We start from the raw sequence: 12611 nt of genomic DNA on the forward strand, positions 1-12611 counted from the left end.
TATATGGAAAACCCGAATTTATCTACAGAAATACAACTTAGCGGTAGCCGCATCATTCTTGAAGCTTTTCTTCAGGAAGGTGTGAAAACAGTTTTCGGATATCCTGGTGGGGCTATTATTCCTATTTATGATGCCCTTTATGACTATCGGGAGACACTGAAACATATTTTGGTACGTCATGAGCAGGCAGCAGTACATGCAGCACAAGGTTTGGCAAGAGTATCAGGAGATGTCGGTGTTGTACTGGCAACCAGCGGTCCCGGAGCAACCAATCTTGTTACAGGATTAGCAGATGCTCTGTTAGACAATACGCCTTTGGTTTGCATTACAGGACAGGTTTTTGAACATCTTCTGGGAACCGATGCCTTTCAGGAAATAGATGTAATGAATGTTACAAGCCCTGTTACCAAATGGAATTATCAGGTTACCGATGCCAATGAGCTTCCCGAAGTACTGGCAAAAGCATTCTACATTGCAAAATCAGGCCGTCCGGGTCCTGTATTGATTGATGTTACTAAAAATGCCCAGTTGCAGTCTGTTGATTATAAAGGATATTCTCCATGTCATTCATTGAGAAGTTATAAACCAAATCCTGATCCATGTTTTGAAAGTATTGAAAAAGCAGCACTACTGATTAATGAGGCAGAAAGACCATTTATTATTGCCGGACAGGGGATTATGTTGGGAAAAGCTGAAAAAGAATTTTTAGAGTTTGCCGAAAAATCAGGAATTCCGGTGGCATGGACGGTTTTAGGAATGAGCGCTATTCCTACCGATCATTCACAAGCCGTGGGGATGGTGGGGATGCACGGAAACTATGGACCCAATATATTAACCAACGAATGTGATGTTTTGATTGCTGTCGGAATGCGCTTCGATGACCGTGTGACAGGCAGGTTGGATCAGTATGCGAAACAGGCGAAAATCATTCATCTGGATATAGATAAGGCAGAGATTAATAAAAATGTAATAGTGGATGTTCCGGTTCTTGGAAACTGTAAACATACACTTCCATTCCTTACAAAATGGATTACAAAAAGAGAATATCCGGAATGGCATGAAAAATTTAAAAACTGTCATGAAATTGAAAGTATCAACCTCATCAATAGTGAGTTGTATCCCGAAGAAGGAGAAATTACAATGGGAGAAGTTATCCGTTATCTGAATGAGATGACAGCAGGGGAGGCGGTAATTGTAACAGATGTGGGACAGCATCAGATGGCAACATGCCGTTATTCTAAATTTAAGAATTCCCGTACCAATGTAACAAGTGGCGGATTGGGAACCATGGGATTTTGTCTTCCTGCAGCAATAGGAGCATCCTATGCAGAAACTGGCCGTCCTGTAATTGCTGTCATGGGAGATGGAGGGGCTCAAATGAATATTCAGGAATTGGGAACTATTATGCAGTATCATCCGGAGGTCAAAATTTTAATCCTTAATAACTGCTATCTGGGAATGGTAAGACAGTGGCAGGAATTGTTTCATCAGGAAAGATATTCCTCAGTGGATATTCAGAGTCCTGACTTTGTTCAGGTGGCAAAAGGATATAATATTCCGGGCAGCAGGGTTACTGAAAGAGAAGAATTGAAATGGGCACTTCGGGAAATGCTTGATCACAAAGGATCTTTTCTTCTTGAAGTGATGACAGGAAAAGAACACAACGTATTCCCAATGATTCCTCAGGGGAAAAGTGTTTCTGAAATTGTATTAAATAATAAAGGTTAAAAATAAAAAGATGAAAACAGATCATAAAGAATATACCATTACGGCGTATACAGAAGATTATTTAGGATTGATAGGACGGATCAATGCTATTTTTTCAAGAAGAAGAATTTCTATGGTGACCTTCAATGTAGGTCCTTCGGAAATGGAAAAAGTAAAGAAGTTTGTTATTGTGATCAGGGAAACAGAGGATTCCGTTCAGAAGATCAGCAGACAAATGGAAAAACAGGTAGATGTTTTGGAAGTACATTATCACAGAAATCCATACCTGACGGCAGTAGAATATGCCAGTTAAACATAAAAATTAAACATCATAATCAATAATTATAAAATCAAAAAAAAATGGCAAAATTGAATTTTGGAGGAGTAGAAGAGAACGTAGTAACGAGAGAAGAATTTCCGTTGGAAAAAGCTCAGGAAGTATTAAAAAATGAAGTTGTAGCAGTAATTGGATATGGCGTACAGGGACCCGGACAGGCTTTGAACCAGAAAGATAACGGAATTAACGTCATCGTAGGACAAAGAAAGAACTCCAAATCATGGGATAAGGCATTAGCAGACGGATTTGTACCGGGAGAAACTTTATTTGAAATCGAAGAAGCACTAGAAAAAGGAACCATTATCTGCTACCTTCTGAGTGATGCAGCACAAATCGAATACTGGCCAAAAGTAAAACAGCATCTTACCCCAGGAAAAGCTTTGTATTTCTCTCATGGTTTCGGAATCACCTTCAGCGAACGCACAGGAATTGTTCCTCCAGCTGATGTGGATGTATTTCTGGTAGCACCAAAAGGTTCAGGAACCTCATTGAGAAGAATGTTTCTCCAAGACAGAGGTTTGAACAGCAGTTTTGCCGTTTATCAGGATGCAACAGGAAAAGCAAGAGAAAGAGTAACCGCGTTGGGAATTGCAATAGGAAGCGGATATCTGTTTGAAACAGACTTTAAAAAAGAAGTATACAGCGACCTTGCCGGAGAAAGAGGAACATTGATGGGAGCTGTACAGGGAATATTTGCCGCTCAGTATGATGTATTGAGAAAAAACGGACACAGCCCTTCGGAAGCCTTTAACGAAACCGTAGAAGAATTAACTCAGTCATTAATGCCTTTAGTTGCAGAAAACGGGATGGACTGGATGTACGCCAACTGCAGTACCACCGCTCAAAGAGGGGCATTGGACTGGTGGAAGCGTTTCAGAGATGCTACTTCACCTTTGTTTGAAGAGTTGTATGACAATGTAGCCAAAGGAAACGAAGCACAACGATCCATTGATAGCAACAGCAAACCGGATTATCGTGAAAAATTAGAAGCTGAACTTACCGAGCTGAGAGAAAGCGAAATGTGGAAAGCAGGTAAAACAGTACGTAGTCTGCGACCTGAAAATAATTAATACTTAAACAGATGATGAAAGAGGGAATAAGTTCCTCCGTTTTGGAGAATGTCTATAAAGCGGAGGAGCGATTAAAAAATGTAGTGGTAAAAACACCTTTGGCGGTCAACAATAATTTGTCCGCCATTTATGAAGCGAATATCCGTTTCAAAAGAGAAGACCTTCAAAGAGTAAGATCCTATAAAATCAGAGGAGCCTACAACAAAATGGCAACCATGTCTGAGAGCGAACTTTCAAAAGGAGTGGTTTGTGCCAGTGCCGGAAATCATGCACAGGGAGTTGCTTTTGCCTGCCATGCAATGAAAGTGAAAGGGACTATTTTTATGCCTTTACCTACACCTGGACAAAAATTAGAGCAGGTGAAAATGTTTGGAGGAGAATATATTGATGTTATTTTGTTCGGAGATACGTTTGATGCAGCCAAAGATGCTGCGCTGAGGTTTAGCAAAGACAATCACAGTGCATTTATTCACCCTTTTGACGATCCGGCAATTATTGAAGGACAGGCTACAACAGCACTCGAAATTCTGGAGCAGGCTGAAGGTATTGTCGATTATCTTTTTGTTCCGATAGGCGGTGGCGGACTGGCGGCAGGAATCTGTACAGTATTTCAACATTTGTCTCCTCAAACAAAGATTATTGGGGTAGAGCCTTCTGCCGCTGCAAGTATGAAAAAAGCACTGGAGAAAGGAAAGCCGGTACTTCTTGAAAAGATAAGCCGTTTTGTAGATGGAGCTGCAGTACAGCAAGTGGGAGATATTACTTTTGATCGCTGTAAAAATATCCTGCACGATATGGCTACAGTAGAGGAAGGCGTAGTCTGCGAGACCATTTTGTCATTGTATAATAAAGATGCTATCGTGGTAGAACCTGCGGGAGCCCTTTCGGTGGCTGCATTGGAAAAATACAGAGAGGAAATAAAAGGTAAAAATGTAGTATGTATCATCAGCGGAAGCAATAATGATATCACCCGTATGGAAGAAATCAAAGAAAAAGCGTTGCTTTATGCAGGATTAAAACACTATTTCCTGGTCAGATTTCCACAACGTCCGGGTGCATTGAAAACTTTTGTAATGGATGTATTGGGACCTGATGACGATATTACTTATTTCGAGTACACCCAGAAAAATTCAAAAGAAAAAGGAATTGCAGTCGTAGGAATTGCTTTAAAACAAAACAAAGACTTCACTCCATTGATTGATAAGATGAAACAACACGACTTTTTTGTCAACTATCTGAACAATGATCCATCGCTGATGAATTTACTTATTTAAAAGGAATATTTATTAAAACAGAAATTTTTCTTTTAATGACCATATGAATGACATAAGAAACTGAAGCGTGAAGAAAATGAACTCTGTGAACGTTAAAAAAACTCTACTGTCTGAGTGCGGGACAAAATATGATTCTAAACATACATTGCCACCGCACGAGTTTAGAGTTTTTAGAGATTAGATTTCATTTTTAGCGGAAGTTTCTAAGTCTTGAATTTTTGGTTCTTTTGTTTCAAGGCAAAAGAACAATAATAAATATTTGATATTAAATTATTTCGTACAATCAGATTCTAAAAACACAATGATGAAAAGAAAAAGCTTCACAATTCGTGAAGCTTTTTTGTTATTTATCTTTCCAGCGAAAAATTAGAAATTACTTTCGGACGTTCAGCTTCATTCGCTACTTTCCAGGATGTTCTGTACATCCATTCTGTCATTTTATAAAGCTTTTTGTAATTGATATTCTCAGATTCATCCTGTGGTGTATGATACTGGTCGTGCAGTACACTGGTAAAAAATATGGTAGGAATCCCAATTTTAGCATAAGGAAGATGATCACTTCTGAAATAAAAATATTCAGCGTGGCTCGGAGAATCCCAGTCTTTCAGGTATTTGAATTTTGTACTCTCATTATTAGCTTCTTCAGCCATTTTTACAAGCTCTTCAGAGTTTTTATGAGGAGCATTTCCTCCTAACAGTGCTGCTTCATTATTATCATTCCTTCCAATCATGTCACCATTTAGTACGGCTACAATTTTCTCTTTGGGAACAACAGGGTGGGCTGCGTGCCACCTTGATCCCAGTAATCCTCTTTCTTCAGCGCCATGGAAAACAAACAGAATACTTCTTTTTCCCGGCTGTTTTTTGTAAGCTCTTGCCATAGCCAGCATTGCAACACAAGTACTTGCATTATCATCAGCGCCATTGTAAATAGTGTCATTCTTTACGGGGTGTCGGATTCCGTCATGATCCTGATGTCCGCTTAGCAAAACATATTCATTTTTAAGAACAGGATCTGTACCTTCTATTTTTCCAATAATATTCACTGATGGATATTTGTAGGTTTCAGTGATCAGGTTCAGAGAGGCTTTCGGATTGTTTTTTACCCAGCCTGCATTTTCTCTTTTAATCCACAAAACAGGAATATTATTGGTAATCTTTTCTCTCAATCCTTCTACACCATAGCTTCCTCTTGTCATTTGAGGCAGTACCTCTACCCAGCTTTGCTCAGAGATATCATCGGTAATGAAGATAATTGCTTTTGCTCCCAGTTCAGAAGCTTTATTGTAGTATTTATTCCTTACAAATCCCGGATATCTTCTCACGAAAAGAGTCATATCCTTAGAAATATTTTTGTCTGAAGCATTTACTGCAAGTACCTTTCCTTTGATATTTAATTTTGCCAGATCTTCAGGTTCAGTGTTTCCTGCATATACAATTTCAGCATCTACGGAAGCATTTACAGGCTCAGCAACTAGAAAATCTTTCCATAATTTCAAACTGTTGTCTCCAATTTTCAGGCTGCTTTGAGGGATAACCTGATGTCTGTACATATCAAAGAACTGGAAAAAAGTTCCGTTATCACCTGCAGGTTTCATTCCGGCTTCTTTTGCTTTATCAGCAAACCACATAGAAACTTTCAATTCATCCAGAGTTCCAGCCTCACGACCCCAGAACTGATCTGCGGCAAGCTGATACATATCGGTACGAAGATCAGATTCTTTGATGGCAGAAACCAAAGGCTTTTTATAATTCTGAGCATTTCCAATCGTAAACAGGAAAAGACTTAACAGAGAAAAAACATAATTTTTATTCATAGAAACTTTTAATTAAAGTTAGCTAATTTCTCTGAAAACTGTTTTGAAAATTCCTTTCTGTCTTCCTCCAGTTTTTCCTTTGTAGAAGGTAAAATATAGTTAAATAGGATCTTGTCTTCATTGTCTAAAAAGATAATTTCCTTTTCATTTCCATCGATCATCTGTGAGAAGATTTCCCACATTGGAGTGTCTTTTAATTTTAATAATTCAAAAAACTGTTCTGCTTTGATTTCGATTTTCTGCATGTTCTTTTTTATATATTATCGGTGAATATTCCTGAATTTTGATTCAAAAATAAAGATTTTGTATTTTATGGAGTATTAAAACTCGAGAAACTTCAGCTTAAACTGAATGGCAAAGTTCTCCTTGAAATGTGGTGTTGCATAATAACCCACTCTGTAGAATAAACCTAAGTTAAAATAACTGGAAAGGAAATTATTCCATTCCAAACCTACTTCCTGATACAGGTGATCCAGTTTTCTGAACTTAAACTGATGATATTCCTGATGTTTCATATCTCCGATTGTTCCTCTCAGAACAAAATCAAAACTGGAAACATTGTGCCCAAAGCTCTTGAAATACCAAGGCAGTTTGTGGGTGAAGTAATAGGCTATGAACTTATCGTTATAATATTTTCCTCCTTCAAGTGTAGCAAATCCAAGGTAAGAGGTAAGGTTAAAATTGAAATCTTTACCCGGAGAAGCAAGCCCGTTCATGGTAAAGTTTTTCCAGATTGGAGCATCGCCTAAGACAACACCTCCGTACAACCTGAAACCTGTAGTTCCGATGGGAGTCTTAAAATTATGAACAAAAAGGGCATCAAAACGGGAATAATTAAAGTTTCCTTGCAATAATTTGTAGCTCTGCTCATAATTAAAATACAATTCAGGATATTTCTGGTCAATCAGAGATTTTCCCTGCGGAGTCATAATGTTGGTAGAATTCGGAGAATATTTTAAGGTAAAAAGGGTATTAAAATTTCTGTATGAGGTACCCCTATCTCTGAACTGATAATCAAATTCTGCCTCTTCTGTATTTCGTCGTACAGCAAGGGCTAGGGTAAGACCGTTGGTCACGTCATTCATATAGGATAAAGAGGCTCCTTTGAAGTGAAAATATTTATCATTATTCAGGTTATTCCCGAAATTCATCGTTCTCATTTTGAAGTTCCAGAGTTTTCTGTTGAATTCTCCTGATGCCGTTACGTCATCATACACCTCAAATCTGAAAATTGAATTTTTTTCCAGCGAGGTTTTCATATCAAGCCCCATTCCATATTTCCATCTTCTGTCTTTTACACCATATGCAAAATAATAGTCCGGTGAAAAATAAGGGTTGAAATTTTCATTCAGTTTGGCCTTTAAACCTAGTCTGAAGCCTTCATAAGAGTTATAATTGACAATTTCATCCACAGCGAAATCTACAGAGCCTACTCTGATCTGCCCGTTCAGTAATCCGGATAAGATTTGGGCTTTGCTGTCGATTTTATATTTTTTACCTAAGCTGTCGATGGTTTTGTAGGTATTTTGTTCTCTTTCGGTAAGAGGTTCTGTTCTGTAACGATCCAGAGAATGGCCGTCAATATTTTTTACAGAGAAAGTATAGCCTTTGAAATCTTTGGGATTCTCTTCGATGGGAGCTTCAAAATCAAAATATTTTGAGGTGAGGAAAGCATAAGTTCCAAAGCTTTTTTTATCTTTCTTATCGTCAGTATGTTCTTTATCATCCATTGCCATCTTACCCATTTTAAGCTTGGTTTTTTCGTGGGCAAGAAACCATTTGTTATTATAGAATACCCATGTGCTGGTGATAATTCCGTCGTTTTTATTTTTACTGAAATTTTCAATTTTTTTGATTCCGTAGGTTTCCGTATCTACATAAATGGCACCGTTATACTTTCGTTTTCTGTCCGGTTTTTTGTAATTGACTTCACGGAAACGGATCACAAAGTTTTTTCTCCCGTCAAGGGTAACGGTATCCGAAAGAAAGAACCTGTACAGTCCTCTGTTCTCGGGCTTCACCTGCTCAGGAACAATATCTCTGTTACTTTGCTGAAGCGCAATCATCTCATAGATAGGCTGCTTGAGACCAGAAATTCTGTTGTCCAGAATATTGATCTTTTCGCCGTATTTTTTGGAATATAAAAATTCCTGCGCCCTTTCCCAGAGAAAGAGTTTACTTTTGGAAAATACTTTTCTTGCGGAAATATTATTTAACGAGTCTTTTTCTCTTTTTTTCTTGAAAATGTTTAAATCATTGAAATATTGATTAAACTGTGTAAGACTGTCCTCATCAATATCCAGAGATATTTTTTCGTAGGATTTATAGGAATAGGAACCTAAACTTTTTGGAGAGTTTTCATTAAAAAGCTTATTTACTTTTTTCAAAATTTCCAAAGCCCTGGGATCACTTTTATCTTCAATAACTACAGCTTCAATACTGGTGGTTTTTGAAGATTTTTTAAGCAGGGAAATTTCCATACTGCTTTCAACGGATATCGTTTCTCTCTGGTAAGAATCAGCATCAATATCAATGTTTTTGCATCCCGTTTTAAATTCCAAAACGCCCTGTTCATTGGTGTACCCAATGACTGTGTTATCACATGATACTTTTGCATTAAAAACAGGTTTTTGACTGGCGTCATCCACAATCTTAATTTTTGATTGTGAATACCCCAAAAAGCTGATTATAAAAAATAATAACAGTAAACCCCTTTTCATGTAAAAATACTACGTCAAAATTAATGATATTTATGATTGTAGAAAAGTTTTTAACAGACTATAACATTGATTTAATCTAATGTTTTTATGGACTTTGTATTTTATAAAATGGAATAAAAAATACACTTAGATAGTCTTTCTGTCTTTTTTCAGAATTTCCAATAAAAAAACTTCTGAACAGATAATTCTCAGAAGTTTTAATTTTTTATTTGTGTTGAATGGCTCTATTGATCATCCAAAGCCTTCAAAAAATCAATGATATCATTTATTTCCTTATCGGTAAGCTGTAACGGAGCATCAGAAAGTGTCTGATTTTCTACTTTAAATCCAAAAGCTTTTCCACCACCTTTGTTATAAAAAGTCATCACTTCTTTCAGGGTTTTGTATCCTCCGTTGTGCATATAAGGAGCTGTTTTATTGATGTTTCTGAGAGTTGGAGTTTTGAAGGAATGCTGTAATGAAGGTACTGTCTCATGAAACTTTCCTCTTCCCAAATCATTGTCAAATGCTTTATTTTCTCCATTGACCGCTACTCCTAAAACCTCCTGTTCGGTTTTTTTGAAATTAGGAGGAACTGTACCATTGAATAAAGGAACAAAATGGCATATTGCACACTGCGCTTTTCCAACAAAAAGATTGAAACCTCGTTTTTGGCTTTCCGTCATTGCTGACTTATTTCCTCTCATATACTCATCAAAAGCAGAATTGAATTTTGACAAAGACCGAATATAACTCGCCAGTACGTTCTGAAGCTGCCATACCTCTGTTTTTGGTGAATGATAAATCTTTTTAAATGCTGCCTGATAGTTTTTATCCTGATTTATTTTTGCAAGGATAACATTCAGATCACCATGCATTTCTTCTTTATTGGAGATTACATCCGAACTCTGTCCTTCCAGATCATCCTTTCTCATATCCCAAAACTGCCCATGCTGATATCCCGCATAGTTGAGAGAAGGAGCATTTCTTGCAAGCTCCGAATTTTCCAGAGATATAGACCTGGCAAGTCCGTCAGTAAAAGCTTTCTCGGGAATATGACAGGTGGCACAGCTTCGGTTATTGTTGTTGGAAAGGATTTTATCATTAAAAAGCTGATGCCCCAGAGCGGCTTTTTCTTCAGAGAATGCATATTCTTTTCCCGGAGTGAAAGCATTAGGATTAAAAGCATTTTTAACAAAAAAAGTAGCGGCATTTTTATTCAAAGCAGTGGTTACTTCAACATCAGGAATTTTTTCCTGATTTTTAAAATCAAGCATCAGAGTGGTAATCTTATTCAGATGATCAGGGATAAAACCGGCATAATCAAACGTGTTTTTATCTGTATTCTTTTTCAGAACTTTAATGGCTGAATTGATTTCTGCAATGATGCTTTTCAATGCTTTGTCTTTCGAGCGTTTGGTAGAGATTTGTTCCAATGTTTCCTTGATACCTTCCAGCGAAGAAGGCATTTCCTGTAAAAATATTCCGGAAACAGGAGTATCAAAACCTGCAATTCCCAAACTTGAAATTCTGAAAGCTTCCTGTCTTAATGCATCAAAAACCTGGTCTTTACTGATGGTAATTACCTGAAAGTTGGTTGCTATCGTATTGCTTTTATTGATAAGTTTATTGAGCATTCTGATCACTTCATCCTTATTCCCTTTATCATACGGATAGAACATCTCTTCCAAAACCTGCAGTCCTTCGGGTTCTATTTCCGTATGCTCATCCATTTCTATTTCCGGAAGGGCAGGGCCATTGATAAACCTTGCAGAGTGGGGAAGGAAGTATTCTACAGCCCATTCCATTCTTTTGTATGTTTTTCTGATGTCCTGAAATTTTTCTTGAAGAAGTTTTTCATCAGAATTTGCAGAAACAAGGGTTTTCAGTTCATTGATCTGTTTTTCAAAATCAGTATTGGTTTTGATAATCCTGGTTTTTACGGAACCGAGGTCCTCAGATACAGGCTGCTGCTTATCATTCTTACAGTAGTAGAGCGTAAAGAGTGCTGCTGCGCAGTATAAGAAAAGGAGAATCGGGTATTTTGAAAGTTTATTCATTAGGTATGAAAAAGTATCAACAGAGATTTTCTATTGATACTTTAATTTGATATGAAGGAATTAAAACTATTTTTCTACGTTTCTGATAATTACGATCTGTCCACCTTCTTTATTGGTGTTGATTCCGGAACCGTCGGGATTTTTGAATTTATCCAGCTGCCATGTATGAGAGTGGATATTCACAGAGAATGTATTCGGAATTCCGATGATATCCGAAATGTCAACCATTGCTCCGAATTCCCATGAACCGAATTTCTGCAGATCTCCGGACTGATTGTAAGCAGTCTGCCATGCAGAATCACTTCTGTTATGCTTCATGTTCAGCCATGGTTTATACTGCTTTGTAGCAATATTCAGCTGCCAGATATAAGAATCGTGGTTGGCGTTTTTGTAATAAGAATCTCCGTCCTCCTGAATGTATACAAAGTTTTCAGTAACACATAAGTTATCAGGATTAATCAGGTTATTTCCTGGATTTGAATCTCCTTCTGCAACCACTTCCAGCTTTCCTGTCAGCATATTGTTGGAGTTCAAAACAAGTTTGTAAACTCTTCCCCACATGGTTAATCCCGCTTTCGGATTTACACCGTCAGAAGATTCTCCAGTAGCAGTAAAGTAAATTTCTCTTCCTTTTCCTGCTCCTTTTCTGTAATCTACATCTTCAACTCTTGAAAAACGGATAGCATTATTATCAATATTTTTCTGATTGATCTGGGCTCCTGTAAGGTTTTTAGCGTTTGGAATTTCAACAAATTCTACATCATAGCTGCTTCCTTTTGTCATATCCGTTTCCGTATAGTTGTTGTTTGTTCTTTTTAAAGAATACAACTTTCCATTATCTAAATCTCCCTGTGTATCGGCTACATACATGATTAACTGTCCTGCAGACTGATGAGAAGATGAATAAGATTGGTCTTCCCCGATTACGATATAAGATTTTCCGTTAGAAATATCTTTAGGAAGTGGAACTGCATTTTCCATTGAGGCTTTTCCTAAAGCTGGTTTCACTCTGGTCTTATCTGTTGCCTGAGATACCGGAGCCAATGGATTTAAAGCATGAACCATACTTTCTTCACCAGATTCGCCGGCAGTAAGAAAGGCACTGAAACCATGAATTTCAGGAGTCGCCAATGTAGCTGAGCATAACCTTGTCATTCCTCCGGTTCCGTTTAAAATATATTCTCCTTTTACAGGCTTAAAAGTTTTGTCTAAATATACTCTTGATACAGACTGCTTGATCTCATGATTGGTGATCATCAGGTATCCATCAGAGTTAGGATCTTTCATAATTCCCATTCCGTCCGGCTGGCCTCCGAAAACGAAATCAGGAGAACCTGGAAGAACATCAGAACTGGAAATAAGGGTGGTAATATTTAAATTTTCAAAACCAGGCATTCCAAAAACGAAAGCTGGCTCTTTAGAAAAATTTTCAATCTTGATTTTGTCATTTACAGGAGTGTTTCCGTCCCCGTTATTATCATCGTTGCAGCCTTGAAATATAAGGGAAGCAAAGAATAAGGCTCCGATAGTTTTGTTAATTTTCATAATTACATTTTTTGAATTTCGATTATGGCAAAACTAAAGGTCTGGTGTTAACTAAGTTTTAAGAAGACAAAACAAATAGTTTAAGATTAGATGATGATTTGT

9 protein-coding genes are annotated in these 12611 nt (G+C 37.4%); 4 read left to right on the top strand and 5 right to left on the bottom strand.

The genetic code is table 11. The features are described from left to right. The first annotated feature begins 3 nt into the window (after positions 1–3). From ilvB to ilvA, 4 genes are read left to right on the top strand one after another with little or no spacing between them, the layout of a single operon-like run. Positions 4–1728, top strand: a complete 1725-nt coding sequence (gene ilvB, locus FW780_RS16040) for a biosynthetic-type acetolactate synthase large subunit (protein ID WP_149834593.1) — start codon at positions 4–6, stop codon at positions 1726–1728. A 10-nt stretch (positions 1729–1738) separates the two neighbouring features. Next, positions 1739–2020 (top strand): ACT domain-containing protein, encoded by a 282-nt coding sequence (locus FW780_RS16045; protein WP_149834596.1) that lies wholly within the window; start codon positions 1739–1741, stop codon positions 2018–2020. A 47-nt stretch (positions 2021–2067) separates the two neighbouring features. Then, positions 2068–3114 (top strand): ketol-acid reductoisomerase, encoded by a 1047-nt coding sequence (gene ilvC, locus FW780_RS16050; RefSeq protein WP_149834599.1) that lies wholly within the window; start codon positions 2068–2070, stop codon positions 3112–3114. Between the two features lie 11 nt (positions 3115–3125). Then, positions 3126–4388: a threonine ammonia-lyase gene (ilvA, locus tag FW780_RS16055; RefSeq protein WP_149834602.1), complete on the top strand. Its 1263-nt coding sequence runs from the start codon at positions 3126–3128 to the stop codon at positions 4386–4388. Between the two features lie 347 nt (positions 4389–4735). Here ilvA and FW780_RS16060 read toward each other — a convergent pair whose 3' ends face one another. The 5 genes from FW780_RS16060 to FW780_RS16080 all read right to left on the bottom strand — a co-directional run bounded on the left by FW780_RS16060 (position 4736) and on the right by FW780_RS16080 (position 12509). Further along, complete coding sequence (locus FW780_RS16060; protein ID WP_149834605.1) at positions 4736–6205, bottom strand: M20/M25/M40 family metallo-hydrolase; 1470 nt, start codon at positions 6203–6205, stop codon at positions 4736–4738. A gap of 8 nt (positions 6206–6213) precedes the next feature. Further along, the gene (locus FW780_RS16065) at positions 6214–6450 is read right to left on the bottom strand and encodes a hypothetical protein (RefSeq protein WP_149834608.1); all 237 of its coding nucleotides are present in this window, start codon (positions 6448–6450) and stop codon (positions 6214–6216) included. A 75-nt stretch (positions 6451–6525) separates the two neighbouring features. Next, positions 6526–8853, bottom strand: coding sequence for a hypothetical protein (locus tag FW780_RS16070; protein WP_241676922.1), 2328 nt, complete (start codon positions 8851–8853; stop codon positions 6526–6528). A 296-nt stretch (positions 8854–9149) separates the two neighbouring features. Further along, complete coding sequence (locus FW780_RS16075) at positions 9150–10964, bottom strand: cytochrome-c peroxidase (RefSeq protein ID WP_149834613.1); 1815 nt, start codon at positions 10962–10964, stop codon at positions 9150–9152. 66 nt (positions 10965–11030) lie between these two features. Further along, positions 11031–12509 carry an alkaline phosphatase PhoX gene (locus FW780_RS16080; protein ID WP_149834615.1) on the bottom strand — a complete coding sequence of 493 codons (1479 nt, stop codon included), beginning with the start codon at positions 12507–12509 and terminating at the stop codon, positions 11031–11033. Positions 12510–12611: the final 102 nt, after the last annotated feature.

This window comes from Chryseobacterium sediminis, from assembly GCF_008386505.1.
GTDB classification, from domain to species: domain Bacteria; phylum Bacteroidota; class Bacteroidia; order Flavobacteriales; family Weeksellaceae; genus Chryseobacterium; species Chryseobacterium sediminis.